The following is a 15,134-nucleotide window of genomic DNA, read 5'->3' as shown; positions in this document are numbered from 1 at the left end:
CATCAATTTGTTGACTGGCGCAGCAGCAAGGTGCCGCCGCGCTGGGTAAATTCGAGTTGTTTCAGGGCGCTCATGCCCAGCAGCACTTGGTTGCCGCTCAAGCCTGGCGCCACCAGGGCGCGCACGTCGTGCAAGACAATGTCGCCCAGTTTCAATTGTTCCAGCCGGGTGCGATAGCCCTGGCTGCGTCCGTTCGCGGTACTCAGGGTGACGGGCGCACCCTTCTCCAGACTCAGCCGCTCGGCCAGGCCCGCCGGGATCGACACATCGGTGGCCCCGGTATCGAGCATGAAGTTCACTGGCTGGCCATTGATCTGACCATCGGCCACAAAATGCCCCTGACCATTGCCCACCAGTTTGACCTCGATGTAGCCGTCGACCTGCTGCGAGCTGACTTGGGTATTGGGGTTTTCTCGACGCTGTTCCCACTCGCCGAAAAAACGCGTGGCCAGGAACAGCCCAGCACACCAGGCAAGCACCAATAGGATGCGCCCGGCGCGCTTGCCCGGCACCGGCTGACTCACGATTTGTCACTCCAGCCTGCCAGCGGCGCGGCGAAACGCCAGACCACCGGCCTGACTTCGCCATCGGCACGCGCACCGTTGTTGTTATCGATACCGACCCAGGCACCTTCGGCGTCGATCACCAGGGCTTCGGCGAGACCGTAAGGCTGTGGATAACGCCGCGACGCCTGCAAGGCCTCAGCGGCGAATGACCAGCAACGCTCGACCTTGGCACTCTCGGCATCGCGACGGCAGATCTCGTAGGCACTGCGCTCGAGCGTAAAGAGTTTGCCGGCAAACCATGCCAGGTCGGCAAAGTCCCGGGAAACCGCTCTAGCGCCGGGGAACTGTGCCGGCTGCATCTGCGTGCCGCCCTCGCTGAGCAACACGCAACCACCGTCACAATCCCAAGCGCTTTGCTGGCGCTTGATGCGCAGCAAGCCACGCCCCTCGCGCTCGGCCGCGAGCCACAGTCGATTGCCTTCAGGGTTGACCGCCAAGCCTTCGAACAGCGCATTGAAGTGCAGCAACATGCCACTGGCGCGCGCTTCGCGAACCAGGCTCGGCGAGATTTTCAGCCACTGCGCGGACCCTGTCGGCGACACCTGCAGCACAGCCGCGTGCGCCTCACTGACGACAAAACGGTTACCGGCCTGGTCGCAGCTGATGCCTTCGTAATCCAGCTCCCCGCCTCGCACCACCGACGCAGCCCAGGTCCGCGACGTCAAGCCCCAGGGCAAGCCACTGTCAGGCACTGGCGGCACGTCGATATGGATCGCCTCGGCCCGCCAAGTGCTGTCGCGAGTATCGAGCCGATACAGCCGGTCATCGTCACGGTCGGATATCGTCAACAGGTCGTCACCGCACTGCGCCAACCCAGACAGGTTGCCTCCGCGCATGCCTTCTACGGCATGTTCGGACAGCAGGCGCAATGGCTCTGCCGGCTGCGCGATGGCAGTTCCGGCAAACAACAGCATTGCGAGGGCGAAACCGCTCCGCATCAGGCCAGAACCTCGGCCAGATTGCCTTTGGATTCCAGCCAGGACTTGCGATCACCCGCGCGTTTCTTCGCCAGCAGCATGTCCATGATTTCCGCCGTCGCCTCGAAATCATCGAGGGTCAGTTGGACCAGGCGCCGGGTGTTCGGATCCATGGTGGTTTCACGCAACTGCGGCGGGTTCATTTCACCCAGGCCCTTGAATCGGGTGACCTGTGGCTTGCCGCGTTTTTTCTCGGCCACCAGGCGGTCGAGGATGCCATCGCGCTCGGCTTCGTCGAGGGCGTAGAAAATCTCCTTGCCCAAATCGATGCGATACAGCGGTGGCATGGCCACGTAGACGTGACCGGCATCCACCAGGGTACGGAAATGCTGGACGAACAAGGCACACAGCAAGGTAGCGATGTGCAGGCCGTCGGAGTCGGCGTCGGCAAGGATGCAGATCTTGCCGTAGCGCAGCTGGCTGATGTCCGTGGCACCCGGATCGACGCCGATGGCCACGGCAATGTTGTGCACTTCCTGGCTGGCCAGGACTTCGCTGCCATCGACTTCCCAGGTGTTGAGGATCTTGCCGCGCAACGGCAGGATCGCCTGGAATTCCTTGTCTCGCGCCTGCTTGGCCGAACCACCGGCGGAATCACCTTCGACCAGGAACAGCTCGGAACGCATCGGGTCCTGCCCGGCGCAGTCAGCGAGTTTGCCCGGCAGCGCCGGCCCTTGAGTGATGCGCTTGCGCTCGACCTTCTTGCTCGCCTTGAGGCGACGCCCGGCGTTGTTGATCGCCAGCTCGGCCAGCAGCATCCCGGTTTCCGGGTTCGCATTAAGCCACAGGCTGAACGCATCCTTGACCACCCCGGACACGAACGCCGCCGCTTCACGGGACGACAGGCGCTCTTTGGTCTGGCCGGAGAACTGCGGCTCCTGCATCTTCATCGACAGAACGAAGGCAATTCGCTCCCAGACGTCTTCCGGTGCCAGCTTGACGCCGCGCGGCAACAGGCTGCGGAACTCGCAGAACTCGCGCATGGCATCGAGCAAGCCCTGGCGCAGGCCGTTGACGTGGGTGCCGCCCTGCGCCGTCGGGATCAGGTTGACGTAGCTTTCCTGGACACTGTCGCCACCTTCGGGCAGCCACAACAGCGCCCAGTCGACCGCTTCTTTATTACCCGCCAGGCTGCCGCAGAACGGCTCGTCGGGCAGGCGTTCGAATTCGCTGACGGCGTCTACCAGATAGGAGCGCAGGCCGTCTTCGTAATGCCACTCGACTTTCTCGCCGCTGGCCTTGTCTTCAAAGCTGACCAGCAGCCCCGGGCACAGCACGGCCTTGGCCTTGAGCACGTGTTTGAGGCGGCTGATGGAGAATTTCGGCGAATCGAAGTATTTCGGGTCCGGGGCAAAGAACACGCTGGTGCCGGTGTTGCGCTTACCGACAGTCCCGACGACTTCCAGCTCGGTTTTCTTGAAACCGTCGGCAAAGGTCATCTGGTATTCATTGCCGTCACGCTTGACCCGCACCCGCACTTCGGTCGACAGGGCATTGACCACCGAAATACCCACCCCGTGCAAACCGCCGGAGAACTGGTAGTTCTTGTTGGAAAACTTGCCGCCGGCGTGAAGCTTGGTGAGGATCAGCTCGACGCCGCTGACGCCCTCTTCCGGGTGGATATCCACCGGCATGCCGCGACCGTCATCGCAAACTTCCAGCGAGTGATCGGCGTGGAGGATGACCTGAACCGATTTGGCGTGGCCAGCCAGGGCTTCGTCGACACTGTTGTCGATGACTTCCTGGGCGAGGTGGTTCGGCCGACTGGTGTCGGTGTACATGCCAGGGCGCTTGCGCACCGGGTCGAGGCCCGAGAGGACTTCGATGGCGTCTGCGTTATAAGAGCTAGCGCTGGGAGTGGCCATGGGGTCTCGTCGTCAGTCATTCATGAAAATAGGAGCCAGGTGTTCACACTGCGGTGAAATCGATTGCCTGGTAAACATCTGCGCCAATGCCGGCAAAACTCAATAACGCCGGCATGCGCTCGGCGAACCCTTGGAAACTATGGTCGCCGCCCGCCTGAATGCGCAAGGCACAGGCTCGGTAATACTGTTGGGCGAGGCGATAGTCCAGCGTTTCGTCGCCGGTCTGCAGCCACACTTGATAACGCTGTGAATCCTGGGGCGCCGGCACTTCCAGTTCGGCGAGGGCCGCAACGTGGTCGAGGGTCAATTCCCATGTCTCTTCGGTATACAGGTTCTGCTGCGTCCCCAGATACCCGTCGAACATCCGGTGCGGAGCGACCGCCGGGTTGATCAGCAACGCCTTGAGGCCATGCTGTTCGGCCAAGTGAGTGGCATAGTAGCCGCCGAGTGAGCTGCCGACCAGCAGCGGCCGTCCCAGCTCGGCAATCGCCTGCTGCAACTGACCGATGGCCTCGCGTGGGTGGTGGTGCAAGGCCGGCACCCGCAGTTGCTCGCCCAGGCCCAGACGCTCCATCACGCCGACCAGCTGGCAGGCCTTCTTCGACGAAGGCGCGCTGTTGAAACCGTGGATATAGAGGATCGAACCGGACATGCAAGCTCCCTGCACCTGAGACAAAGAGCGGCAGTTTACAGGGAGTCCGGGCGCTTGACTTGCCCTGACACAAAACGGTCCATTTCGAAATCAGTAGCCGCTGGAACCGTAATCGACTTCGAAAACAAAGCCGCTGACCCGCTCCACACCGGTTTCCAGTTGTCCGTCCGGTAGCAGACGCAGCCAGCGATAGCCCGGCGCCAGAGTGTCGACCTTGAAGTCCTCGCTGCCCGGCGCGAACTGAATGCAGGTCGAAGGCGATGCGAGCAGGCGCACGTCATTACGCATCCGGTCGATTTCCTGGTGGACATGCCCCCACAACACGGCACGCACCTGTGGAAAACGATCCAGCACGGCAAACAGCGCCTCAGGGTTACGCAAGCCGATCGGCTCCATCCACGGGCAGCCGATGGACACCGGATGGTGATGGAAGCACACCAGATGATGACGCTGCGGCGCCTCGCTCAAGGCGCGGGCGAGCAATTGCAGTTGCTCATCCGCCAGAAAGCCGGGCACTGAACCCGGTACGGCCGAGTCGAGCAAGGTGATGCGCCAGTTGCCGATATCCACCACCGGTTCGAGCAGCGAACTCTGGGTCGCCGCCTGCTCCATCACCATCGGCTCATCGTGATTGCCCGGGATCCAGCGCGCCGGCGCCGCCAATTGCGCGCTTAACTGCCGAAACTGCTGATAGGACTCAAGGCTGCCGTCCTGGGACAGGTCGCCGCTGGCAACCAGCAGATCGATCTGCGGTTGCTGGGCGAGCACCAGGTCGATGACCTTTTGCAGGCTGTCGCGGGTATTCATGCCCAACAAGGTCCCGTGCGTGTCGGCGAACAGATGGCTGTCGGACAGTTGCACCAGCATGACTGGGTCGTTGACGGAAAGAGTGGCTACGCTCGGCAAGGCGTTCTCCCAGGGCGTGATCACGCGGGCGGATGAATGGCGCAATTATGCTGGGGCAGGGAAAAAGAGCAAAGTGTGGAAACGGACTCAGTTCACATCTGGCGCTTAACGCACCACTTCATATTCATGCCCGCAGGCCAGGCAATGGCTCAGCCATTCACCGAGGAACACGTTGAGCTGGGACTTTTCGTCAGGCTGGTGCATGAACGCATTGGGATAAGGGTAGATGCCACGAAAGCGCCGCGCATGCTCGGCACTGATGACTTCGGCCATGCGCGCGTCATGGTAGACCTGCACTTCCAGTTGCGGCACCGGCAGCCAGGGCAAGCTGTGCTCCTGGCGTACGCGCAAGGTGGTGGTGTAGGGACAGGTCAGCAGCACTTCCAGGGTCAGGACGCCAAGCATCTGATCGCCCTGGGTCATGGCGATGCGTCGGGCGGCTGGCGTGTCGCGCATGTCCGGCAGCAGCCGCAGCAGCCGGGCATAGTTGGCTTCGCAGGCGCTTTGCAGCCCCGCAAGATCGACCCGATAGCGGTCGCGTTGTTTGTTTACGACCATAGCCCCCTCACTTCAGCGCGGTTCAAAGCCAGCCATTGCATGGCAATAATGCTCGCCGCGTTGGAAATCCGTCCGTCACGTACGGCCTGCAGGGCATCTTCATAATCCCAGACCGTCACGCGAATATCTTCCGCTTCCTCCAGCAACCCATGCAGGCCGCCAGCCCCCGTGCTATCGCAACGTCCCAGGTACAGGTGCACGTATTCGGTGCTACCGCCCGGCGACGGGAAATAATTGAGCATCGGCCACAATGCCGTGATTTCCAGTCCAGCTTCCTCCTGCGCTTCCCGGCGAGCAACTTCTTCCGGCTGTTCCTGCTTGTCGATCAGACCAGCGACCAATTCGATCAGCCACGGATTCTCAACCTTGCCATAGGCGCCGACCCGGAACTGCTCGATCAACACCACGGTATCGCGCACCGGATCGTAGGGCAGGACACAGACCGCATCATGGCGCACAAACAATTCACGATTGATTTCCCGGCTCATGCCCCCGGCAAACAGCTCGTGGCGCAAGTGCACGCGATCGAGCTGGTAGAAACCCTTGTGGCAGTTTTCCGTGCGCACAACCTCTACTTGAGTCGGGATGGCGTTGGCGAAATCAGTCATGGTTATCCTCGTCTGCTGCAAAACCGGTACGAGGCTCCGACCTCGACATCGCGCCATCCTAACGCGCTCGCGGTGTTGGATGCAGCCCCTTTGCCACCAGTGGGATAGACGGCAGGGCTGTAAACCACTCTAATTAGCTTAGTGGCGAACTGACTGCCCCGCCGGTAGTCGAAGCCGGTAACTTTTGCCTCCCCTCGATCCTTGAAGGACGCCCATGTCACTTTTGAAAATCGCCTCCGTGGCCTGTATCGCCCTGACGCTGGGCGCCTGCCAAAGCCTGTTTCAACCCAGCTTCAAGGCGCCGCTGGAAACCCTGCGCGACACCGCCGAAACCATCAAGCCGGGCTGCACCGCCGCCGATTGTCCATTGGTGAACATCGACACCGTGCGCTTCCCCGGTGAGCCGCAACTCGATGGCATCATCGAAAAACGCCTGCTGCAAATGACTCGCACCTCACCCGACGCGCCGCTGCCCGCGTCGCTCGCGGCCTATCGCGATGAGTTCCTGCGCACTGCCGGCCCACGCACCAGCAGCTACCTGCAAGCCAAGGTACGCGAGCAGCATGACGGACTGGTGATCATTGAATTGTCGAGCTACTTCGATAACGGCACTGCCCATGGCGTGCCGGGCCGCGGTTTCATCAACTATTCGCGCCAGGAGCACAAAGTGCTGACCCTGGCCGACATGCTGAAACCGGGTGAAGAAACGGCGTTCTGGAAAGCCGCCCAGGTGGCGCACAACAGTTGGCTGATCAGCACCCGGCTCGATCAGGAGCCGGAGTTCCTCAAGGCCTGGCCCTTCAAGCAGACCCCTAACGTGGCACTGACCACGGCCGGGGTGATGCTCAAGTACGACGTGACCACCATTGCGCCGTACGCGCTGGGCCACGTCGAGTTGAAGATCCCTTACTCGCGCCTGGGCGGTATCCTCAAGCCTGAGCTGTTTCCCGCCCAAAAGTAACGATCCGGCCCAGCACCAGTTGCAGCAGCCCTGCCAGAATCAGCGCCGGCAGGGTTGCGCCCAACTCGGGATAGAGATTGGCCAGCACATGATAGGTCACCACCCCACCCAGCCAGGCGATCAGCGCCGAACCGCGCAACGCGGCTGAGCCCGCCACGGCACTGCGCTTGCGCAGAATGAAGTGATCCACCAGCACCACGCCGAACAACGGCGCGAACACCGAACCAATCAGCAGCAGGAAGTTCTGGTACTGCGCCAAGGGTGCGAGCAAGGCAATCAGGGTGCAGATCACGCCGATGGCCAGCGCCAGATGCTCGACTTTCAAGCGCGACAGGGTCGCACTGGACACCGCCGCCGAGTGGATATCGGCGAAGGCGTTTTCCGACTCGTCGAGCAGGATCAGCAGCAACGGGATGCCCAAGCCTGCACCGGCCAGTGCCAACAGCAAGGCATTGACCTCGCCGCTCGGGGCAAACGCCAGGGTGTAGGCTACGCCCAGGCTCATCAGCCAGAAATTACCGATGAAGAAGCCCAGCGCAGTGCCGCCAAACACATTTTTCGCACGCTTGCCGAAACGCGAGTAGTCGGCGATCAGCGGCAGCCAGGACAACGGCATGGCGATCGCAATGTCGAAACCGACGGCGAACGGCAGCGAACCATCGCCCGCCTGCGCCCACAATGCGGCCAGATCGGCCTTGGCAAACAGATTCCAGGTCAGCCAGATACACGCGGCCAGCAGCAGCCAGATGCCCCACTTGCGCAGGATCTGCCGGACGAAGGTCAACGGACCGCTAACGGCCAGCAGCGTCGCCAGGGCACCGAAGAACAGGGTCCAGACCAATGGATTGGCCATCAGGCTGGCCTCGTCAAAAGCTCGCGCACCCAGCAGGCTGGCGGCATCGCGCATAACGATGATTTCGAATGATCCCCAACCCACCAACTGCAGCAGGTTGAGCAACGCTGGCAAGCTGGCGCCCCGTGCGCCGAGGGTGAGTTTCAGCGCGGCCATCGACGACAAGCCGGTGTCACTGCCAATCACGCCGACGCAGGCCAGCAGCAATACGCCGACCAGCGTGCCGAGAAAAATCGCCAGCAACGAACCCGACAAGCCCAGACCAGGCGCCAACAAGGCCCCGGTCTGCAAAACCATCAGGCCGATACCGAGGGAGAACCACAGGGAAAACAGGTCGCGACCGCCGAACACACGTTTGTCCAACGGGACCGCGATATCGGGGGAGTAGGTGCTGGGTTGAATGCTCAAGGGTGTTATCTCAGAGGGACATTTGTAGTTTTCTTGATCGCTATCGCTGGCAAGCCAGCTCCTACAGGGATTTTGTAAGTGCCACAGATCCAGTGTGGGAGCGAGCCTGCTCGCGAAGAGGGCGGTGCGAACACCGCCGACTTGTCAGATCAAACCTTCTTGTACAGCTGACTGCCTTCCTGCTTGAAGCGCTCGGCCTGTTCGGCCATGCCTTGGGCGACGTCCACATCGACCGCTTCGATCCGCTGGTTAGCCGCGTACTCGCGGACTTCCTGGGTGATTTTCATCGAGCAGAATTTCGGGCCGCACATGGAGCAGAAGTGCGCGACCTTGGCCGAATCCTTCGGCAGCGTCTCATCGTGATATGAACGCGCGGTGTCCGGATCCAGGCCGAGGTTGAACTGGTCCTCCCAGCGGAACTCGAACCGCGCCTTGCTCAAGGCGTTGTCGCGGATCTGTGCGCCAGGATGCCCCTTGGCCAGGTCGGCGGCGTGAGCGGCGATCTTGTAGGTGATGATCCCGGTCTTCACGTCATCCTTGTTCGGCAGGCCCAAGTGTTCCTTTGGCGTCACGTAGCAGAGCATGGCGCAACCGAACCAGCCAATCATCGCAGCACCGATGCCCGAAGTGATGTGGTCGTAGCCGGGGGCGATGTCGGTGGTCAATGGGCCGAGGGTGTAGAACGGCGCCTCGTCGCAGCACTCCAGCTGCTTGTCCATGTTCTCCTTGATCAACTGCATCGGCACATGGCCCGGACCTTCGATCATGCACTGCACGTCGTGTTTCCAGGCGATCTTGGTCAGCTCGCCGAGGGTTTCCAGCTCGCCGAACTGCGCTTCATCGTTGGCGTCGGCAATCGAGCCCGGACGCAGGCCATCGCCCAGCGAGAAGCTGACGTCGTAGGCCTTCATGATTTCGCAGATTTCCTCGAAGTGGGTGTAGAGGAAGTTCTCCTGGTGGTGCGCCAGGCACCACTTGGCCATGATCGAGCCGCCACGGGAAACGATGCCGGTCACGCGCTTGGCGGTCATCGGCACGTAGCGCAGCAGCACGCCGGCGTGGATGGTGAAGTAGTCGACGCCCTGCTCGGCCTGCTCGATCAGCGTGTCGCGGAACAGCTCCCAGGTCAGGTCTTCGGCGACACCGCCGACTTTCTCCAAAGCCTGGTAGATCGGCACGGTGCCGATTGGCACCGGCGAGTTACGGATGATCCACTCGCGGGTTTCGTGAATGTGCTTGCCGGTGGACAGGTCCATCACCGTGTCCGAACCCCAACGAATGCCCCAGGTCAGTTTCGCCACTTCTTCTTCAATGGACGAACCCAGGGCGCTGTTACCGATGTTGCCGTTGATCTTCACCAGGAAGTTACGGCCGATGATCATCGGTTCCAGTTCGGTGTGGTTGATGTTGGCCGGGATGATCGCGCGACCACGGGCGATTTCCTCGCGGACGAACTCAGGGGTGATTTCCTTCGGGATGCTCGCGCCGAAACTGTGGCCGGCGTGTTGCTGCTTCAACAGGCCGGCGGCGCGGGCCTCTTGCAGCTTCATGTTTTCGCGGATGGCAACGTATTCCATCTCGGCAGTGATGATGCCTTTGCGCGCGTAGTGCATCTGGCTGACGTTGGCCCCGGCCTTGGCGCGGCGCGGGTTGTTGACGTGGGCAAAACGCAGCTTGGTCAGCTCGGCGTCGGCCAGACGCTCCTGGCCGAAGTTCGAGCTCAGGCCGCTGAGGCGCTCGGTGTCGCCGCGATCGTCGATCCACGCCGAACGCACATCGCCCAGGCCTTTGCGCACATCGATCACCACGTTGGGGTCGGTGTACGGGCCCGAGGTGTCATAGACAGTCACTGGTGCGTTGATCTCGCCGCCGAAATCGGTCGGGGTCACGTCCAGAGTAATTTCCCGCATCGGCACGCGGATGTCCGGGCGAGAGCCCTGCACATAGACTTTTTGTGAACGGGTAAAGGGTTGAACCGACTGTTCATCGACCTTGGCCGATTCACTCAGATTGATCGCGTTTTTAGCTTTTATGGTCATCACGGGCTCTCCAGACAGCATCCAGGCAGTGGATTGTCGGAGCAGAACCTGAAAGGCACGGACGCACCAGGACTGGTGCTGTGCGTCGTCGGTGTTCGATTGTCGAACAAAATCCCGGACGAAGCACAAGAGGACTCGCCGGGTGACGAGAAATCTTGTTCCCTACGCAGGCGCTAACCTGATCAGGTTCAACGGGATCCGAAATTATTCGATCTCAGCCTCATAGCAAGGCACCCCGACAAGAACCCGGCCAGTCTAGACACAACTGCAAGAGAACGCCAACACCGGATCAAACAGCGTGATGAATGGCGTATTTGCGCGCAGTAGAAGGATTGTTGGCGCCCTATTGCACAACTACACTCGCTACGCCACGTCACGCATTGACGCTGCATTCGCGGCGCCTTAGCCTTGGCCGTCAAATTACCCGTGTAATATCAAATTTAGGGAACGCTTATGCTGCGCAAACTCTCACTGGCCCTCGCCGTGTCTTGTGCGTCCAATGGAATGGCCTGGGCAGCAGAAGCGCCCGCATCGACCAAGACGGATCTGGTCAGCGTGTATCAGGAAGCCGTGGATAACAACGCCGACCTGGCCGCCGCCGTCGCCCAGTATGGCGCGCAGAAAGAAGTAGTGCCCCAGGCCCGCGCCGGCCTGCTGCCCAATCTCTCGGGCGGTGCCGATGTGAACAACGTGCGCACGTCGCTCGATCAACCGTCGGCCACCTTCAACCGCAATGCCCACTCTTACCAGGCGACTCTGGCACAACCACTGTTCCGCGCCGATCGCTGGTTCCAGTTCCAGGCTGCCAAGGAAGTCAACGAACAGGCCGCCCTGCAACTCTCGGCGACCGAGCAGAACCTGATCCTGCAAACCGCCAACAGCTACTTCAATGTGCTGCGCACCCAGGACAACCTGGCGTCGACCAAAGCCGAAGAAGCGGCCTTCAAGCGCCAGCTCGACCAGTCCAACGAACGCTTTGACGTCGGCCTGTCGGACAAGACCGACGTGCTGCAATCGCAAGCCAGCTATGACACGGCGCGGGCCAATCGGATCGTCGCTCAGCGTCAGGTCGACGATGCCTTCGAAGCCCTGGTGACCCTGACCAACCGGCGCTACAACTCGGTCCAGGGCATCAGCCACAACCTGCCGATCCTGCCGCCGGCACCGAATGACGCCAAGGCCTGGGTTGAAACTGCGGCTCGGCAGAACCTCAATCTGCTGGCCAGCAACTACGCGGTCAGCGCCGCCGAACAAACACTCAAGCAGCGCAAGGCCGGCCACGCTCCGACCGTTGACGCCATCGCCCGCTATGAGAAAGGCGACAACGATGCGCTGGGCTTCAGCAATCCGAACGCCACGGGTCAACCCTATGGCGGCGACGTCCAGCAGACGACCATCGGCCTGCAGTTGAATATTCCGATCTACAGCGGCGGCCTGATCAACTCGCAAGTCCGCCAGTCCTACGCCCAACTGGACCAGACCGAGCAGCAACGCGAATCCCTGCGCCGGCAGATCGTCGAAAACACCCGCGACCTGCACCGCGCGGTGAACACCGACGTCGAACAGGTCCAGGCGCGCAAGCAGTCGATCATTTCCAACCAGAGTGCGCTGGACGCGACCGAAATCGGTTACCAGGTGGGTACTCGCAACATCGTCGACGTGCTGGATGCCCAGCGCTCGCTGTACACGTCGGTACGCGACTACAACAACACCCGCTACGACTACATCATCGACAACCTGAAGCTCAAGCAACAAGCCGGCACCTTGAACCCGGGGGATCTGCAGGACCTGGCACGCTGGCTCAATCCCAACTACAACCCGGACAAGGACTTCCTGCCGCCAGACCTGGCGAAGGCAGCGGCCGAGCAGCTCAAAGCCCGCCCTTGAAAACGGTCAGTGGCGAGGGCTCCCTCGCCACATTCACGCTCTGTCGATCAACCGCCCCAACCCGTCCAGCAAACGCTGCAGCGCGCCCTGATTGGCGCGCATCACGCGCAATCCGGCCTCGGCCATTTGCTGCGCATCACGGGGCAACTCGAACAATCGCTGCACGGCCACAGCCAGGCCATGGGCGTCATCCACTTCCTGCAGGGCGCTGGCATTGCGCATCAACGCGGCGATCTCGAGGAAGTTGAACAAGTGCGGACCGCTGAGCACCGGTTTGCCCAGCGCCGCCGGCTCCAGCAGGTTGTGCCCGCCGTTCGGTACCAAGCTGCCGCCGACAAACGCACTGTCCGCCAGGGCATAGAGAAACAGCAGCTCGCCCATGGTGTCGCCGAGCAATACCGAGGTGCCGGCACCGACGGCCTCACCGGTTGAGCGGCGTACCGTGGCGAAGCCTTGCTGCTGGCAGAGGGAAAACACCGAATTGAAGCGCTCCGGATGGCGCGGCACCAGGATCAGCAGCGCGTCCGGGTGGCTGGCAAGCAGTTGTCGATGGGCTGCCAGCACCACCTCATCCTCGCCTTCATGAGTACTGGCGGCAATCCACACCGGCCGCTGTTGGGCTTGCCATTGCTTACGCAGGGCCGTGGCACGGGTCAGTAACTGTGGATCGATGTTCAGATCAAACTTGATCGAACCCGTCACCTCGACGGTCTCCGGACGGGCACCCAAAGCGCGAAAACGCTCGGCTTCGGCTGCGGTCTGCACGGCGAACAGGCTCATCTCGGCGAGCATCGGCTGGGTCAGTTTGCGAAAGCGTCCGTAGCCTCTGGCCGAGCGTTCGGACAACCGGGCATTCGCCAGCGCCACCGGAATCCCGCGCTTGGCACACTGGTGAATGTGATTGGGCCACAACTCGGTTTCCATGATCACTGCCAGCTTTGGCCGGACCCGGTCGAGAAACCTTGCCGCCGCGCAGGGCAAGTCGTATGGCAGGTAGCAATGCTGGATCCGCGGCTCGTTGGCGAACAGCGCGTGGATCCGCTCGGAGCCGGTCGGGGTCATGCAGGTGATGGTGATCGGCAGTTGTGGATAACGCAGCAACAGCGCACGAATCATCGGTGCGGCGGCGATGCTCTCGCCAACCGACACCGCATGCACCCAGATCCCGCCCGGCTGCATGGCCGGCAAACCGATGGAGAATCGCTCGCCAATCCGCTTGGCGTAGGCCGGTGCCTTGCGCGAACGCAGCCACAACCGAATCGCTACCAGCGGCAGCCCCAGGTAAAACAGTGCGGTGTACAGGGTTCTATTCATGGAGGCGGAGTTTATCGGCTTTTTCAGCCGATCGCCCGCAACTGCACGGCAAACCGCTCGGCCAGCCAGCGCGCCGCCGGGCCCAGGGTTTCATCACGGCGCCAGACCAGCTCCACTACCAATGCCGGCGGCGTCCATTCACTGACCAGCTCGACGATCTGCCCGTGATAGGCCGGATATTGCACCACGTGTCGCGGCAGCCAGCCCCAACCCAGGCCGCGCATCAGCCATTCCGCCAGCACGTAGAAACTGTCGGCACGCCAGACCTGCGGGCTGGCCTGCTCGCTGCCCGGATACACGCTGGAATGAGTGGCCATCAGCAACTGCCGATGCTGGGCCATCTGCTGGCAGTTGACCTGGCCCGTCAGCGCCAACGGATGTCCCACCCCGCACACGGTAACCATCTCGATACTGCCCAGCACTCGGCGCTCAAGCGCCTCGGGGATCTGCTCGTGGTAGAACAGCAGGCCAAGGTCAGCCTGGCGCTGCACCAATTTGCGCGCCACATCGCCCTGCGCAGCGCTGGCCAACTGCACCTCCAGGCTGGGGAATTGCTCGGCGAGCGCTTCGAGACTTTCAATCACCGGCTGATAGGGCATCGCCTCGTCCTGAGCCAGACGAATACGCGCCTCTTGCCCTCGCATCAACGCCTGCGCACGACCATTGAGGCGCTCGCACTGACGCAACACTTCCCGCGCCTCCTCCAGCAACGCACTGCCGGCTTCGGTCAGTCGCGGCTGGCGACCGCTGCTACGCTCGAACAGGCAGACGCCCAAGTCTTCCTCCAACAGCGCAATCGCGGTGCTGATCGCCGATTGCGCCTTGCGCTGGTCGCGCGCGACGGCGGAAAAGGAACGCTGTTCGGCGACGCTGACGAACAGCTGCATCTGTTCGAGATTCCATTGGATGCTCATGGCTCAACCTATCTTTGATTCAGATAGGTAATGACTTTACCGCATCTGTTGAATCTCTAAAATGCCGCCCTATGCAGGAGCGAGGTTGCTCGCGAAGAACGTTAACGATGACGCGAATATCTTGAATGAACGCGGTGTCCTTAAGTTTTCGCGAGCAAGCTTGCTCCTTCAGAAAGGGGGAGCCCGCCACTATTTCATACGAGGATTGATCAATGAGCGCTTACTACTACCTGGCCATCGCCATCTGTGCCGAAGTGATCGCCACTGTCTCGATGAAAGCCGTCAAGGGTTTCAGCACCCCCCTGCCGTTGCTGCTGGTGATCTGCGGCTACGGCATTGCCTTCTGGATGCTGACCCTGGTGGTACGCAGCGTGCCGGTGGGTGTGGCCTATGCAGTGTGGGCCGGCATGGGGATTGTCATGGTCAGCGTCGCGGCGCTGTTCATCTATGGGCAGAAACTCGACGTACCGGCGATGCTCGGCATGGCGCTGATTGTGCTTGGCGTGGTGGTGATTCAGTTGTTCTCGAAAACCGCAGGGCATTAATCCAACGCCCGAGAGGATGTGCGCTCAGCGCTTGCACTGCACATTGAGCCTGTATACTGCGCCCCTAGTCTTGAACACTGA

Annotated in this window: 14 protein-coding genes and 1 riboswitch; of the genes, 3 read left to right on the top strand and 11 right to left on the bottom strand. The window is 61.6% G+C overall.

The annotated features are described in order from the left end of the window. Window positions 1–2 precede the first annotated feature (2 nt). The 7 genes from KW062_RS03065 to KW062_RS03035 form a co-directional block, all read right to left on the bottom strand. A complete protein-coding gene (locus KW062_RS03065) occupies window positions 3–524 on the bottom strand; it encodes a retropepsin-like aspartic protease family protein (RefSeq protein WP_027617511.1) in 522 nt (173 codons plus the stop codon). After that, a complete protein-coding gene (locus KW062_RS03060; RefSeq protein ID WP_027617510.1) occupies window positions 521–1,504 on the bottom strand; it encodes an esterase-like activity of phytase family protein in 984 nt (327 codons plus the stop codon). The genes KW062_RS03065 and KW062_RS03060 overlap by 4 nt, the downstream gene beginning before the upstream one ends. Beyond that, window positions 1,504–3,408 (bottom strand): DNA topoisomerase IV subunit B, encoded by a 1,905-nt coding sequence (gene parE / locus KW062_RS03055; protein ID WP_027617509.1) that lies wholly within the window; start codon window positions 3,406–3,408, stop codon window positions 1,504–1,506. Before parE ends, KW062_RS03060 begins: the two co-directional genes overlap by 1 nt. A 43-nt stretch (window positions 3,409–3,451) precedes the next feature. Continuing rightward, the gene (locus tag KW062_RS03050) at window positions 3,452–4,060 is read right to left on the bottom strand and encodes a YqiA/YcfP family alpha/beta fold hydrolase (protein ID WP_027617508.1); all 609 of its coding nucleotides are present in this window, start codon (window positions 4,058–4,060) and stop codon (window positions 3,452–3,454) included. Between the two features lie 90 nt (window positions 4,061–4,150). Continuing rightward, window positions 4,151–4,966, bottom strand: coding sequence for a 3',5'-cyclic-AMP phosphodiesterase (gene cpdA / locus KW062_RS03045; protein WP_027617507.1), 816 nt, complete (start codon window positions 4,964–4,966; stop codon window positions 4,151–4,153). A gap of 105 nt (window positions 4,967–5,071) precedes the next feature. Beyond that, a complete protein-coding gene (locus tag KW062_RS03040; RefSeq protein WP_027617506.1) occupies window positions 5,072–5,524 on the bottom strand; it encodes a DUF1249 domain-containing protein in 453 nt (150 codons plus the stop codon). Further along, window positions 5,515–6,132, bottom strand: a complete 618-nt coding sequence (locus tag KW062_RS03035) for an NUDIX domain-containing protein (protein WP_027617505.1) — start codon at window positions 6,130–6,132, stop codon at window positions 5,515–5,517. Before KW062_RS03035 ends, KW062_RS03040 begins: the two co-directional genes overlap by 10 nt. Before the next feature lie 214 nt (window positions 6,133–6,346). Here KW062_RS03035 and KW062_RS03030 point away from each other — a divergent pair, with 214 nt between their 5' ends. Further along, entirely contained in the window at window positions 6,347–7,093 is a 747-nt protein-coding gene (locus KW062_RS03030) for an RsiV family protein (RefSeq protein WP_027617504.1), read from the top strand. Here the strand turns inward: KW062_RS03030 and cytX are convergent. Further along, entirely contained in the window at window positions 7,062–8,354 is a 1,293-nt protein-coding gene (cytX, locus tag KW062_RS03025) for a putative hydroxymethylpyrimidine transporter CytX (RefSeq protein ID WP_027617503.1), read from the bottom strand. The genes KW062_RS03030 and cytX overlap by 32 nt on opposite strands. A 149-nt stretch (window positions 8,355–8,503) precedes the next feature. Then, a complete protein-coding gene (gene thiC / locus KW062_RS03020; protein ID WP_027617502.1) occupies window positions 8,504–10,393 on the bottom strand; it encodes a phosphomethylpyrimidine synthase ThiC in 1,890 nt (629 codons plus the stop codon). Window positions 10,394–10,535: 142 nt separating this feature from the next. Then, a riboswitch (TPP riboswitch) is annotated at window positions 10,536–10,641 on the bottom strand. A gap of 205 nt (window positions 10,642–10,846) precedes the next feature. Between thiC and KW062_RS03015 the strand changes: the two genes are divergently transcribed. Continuing rightward, window positions 10,847–12,280, top strand: coding sequence for a TolC family outer membrane protein (locus KW062_RS03015; RefSeq protein WP_027617501.1), 1,434 nt, complete (start codon window positions 10,847–10,849; stop codon window positions 12,278–12,280). A 33-nt stretch (window positions 12,281–12,313) separates the two neighbouring features. Here KW062_RS03015 and waaA read toward each other — a convergent pair whose 3' ends face one another. Beyond that, window positions 12,314–13,594: a lipid IV(A) 3-deoxy-D-manno-octulosonic acid transferase gene (waaA, locus tag KW062_RS03010; protein WP_105754013.1), complete on the bottom strand. Its 1,281-nt coding sequence runs from the start codon at window positions 13,592–13,594 to the stop codon at window positions 12,314–12,316. 23 nt (window positions 13,595–13,617) lie between these two features. Continuing rightward, window positions 13,618–14,508: a LysR family transcriptional regulator gene (locus KW062_RS03005; protein WP_027617499.1), complete on the bottom strand. Its 891-nt coding sequence runs from the start codon at window positions 14,506–14,508 to the stop codon at window positions 13,618–13,620. A gap of 212 nt (window positions 14,509–14,720) precedes the next feature. Here KW062_RS03005 and KW062_RS03000 point away from each other — a divergent pair, with 212 nt between their 5' ends. Continuing rightward, window positions 14,721–15,053 carry a DMT family transporter gene (locus tag KW062_RS03000; protein WP_027617498.1) on the top strand — a complete coding sequence of 111 codons (333 nt, stop codon included), beginning with the start codon at window positions 14,721–14,723 and terminating at the stop codon, window positions 15,051–15,053. The last annotated feature ends 81 nt before the right edge of the window (window positions 15,054–15,134 follow it).

It is taken from the genome of Pseudomonas fluorescens (assembly GCF_019212185.1).
In the GTDB taxonomy this organism is placed as follows: Bacteria; Pseudomonadota; Gammaproteobacteria; order Pseudomonadales; family Pseudomonadaceae; genus Aquipseudomonas.
Note: the sequence above shows the minus strand (reverse complement) of the source record. Positions and strands in the feature narration are given on the sequence as shown.

What these genes read in the sequence shown, in the direction of transcription:
- KW062_RS03040 (WP_027617506.1), bottom strand. Translation starts at nt 5,524, where the DNA reads ATGGTCGTAAACAAACAACGCGACCGCTATCGGGTCGATCTTGCGGGG.
- KW062_RS03030 (WP_027617504.1), top strand. Translation starts at nt 6,347, where the DNA reads ATGTCACTTTTGAAAATCGCCTCCGTGGCCTGTATCGCCCTGACGCTG.
- KW062_RS03060 (WP_027617510.1), bottom strand. Translation starts at nt 1,504, where the DNA reads ATGCGGAGCGGTTTCGCCCTCGCAATGCTGTTGTTTGCCGGAACTGCC.
- parE (WP_027617509.1), bottom strand. Translation starts at nt 3,408, where the DNA reads ATGGCCACTCCCAGCGCTAGCTCTTATAACGCAGACGCCATCGAAGTC.
- thiC (WP_027617502.1), bottom strand. Translation starts at nt 10,393, where the DNA reads ATGACCATAAAAGCTAAAAACGCGATCAATCTGAGTGAATCGGCCAAG.
- KW062_RS03015 (WP_027617501.1), top strand. Translation starts at nt 10,847, where the DNA reads ATGCTGCGCAAACTCTCACTGGCCCTCGCCGTGTCTTGTGCGTCCAAT.
- KW062_RS03005 (WP_027617499.1), bottom strand. Translation starts at nt 14,508, where the DNA reads ATGAGCATCCAATGGAATCTCGAACAGATGCAGCTGTTCGTCAGCGTC.
- waaA (WP_105754013.1), bottom strand. Translation starts at nt 13,594, where the DNA reads ATGAATAGAACCCTGTACACCGCACTGTTTTACCTGGGGCTGCCGCTG.
- KW062_RS03050 (WP_027617508.1), bottom strand. Translation starts at nt 4,060, where the DNA reads ATGTCCGGTTCGATCCTCTATATCCACGGTTTCAACAGCGCGCCTTCG.
- KW062_RS03035 (WP_027617505.1), bottom strand. Translation starts at nt 6,132, where the DNA reads ATGACTGATTTCGCCAACGCCATCCCGACTCAAGTAGAGGTTGTGCGC.
- KW062_RS03000 (WP_027617498.1), top strand. Translation starts at nt 14,721, where the DNA reads ATGAGCGCTTACTACTACCTGGCCATCGCCATCTGTGCCGAAGTGATC.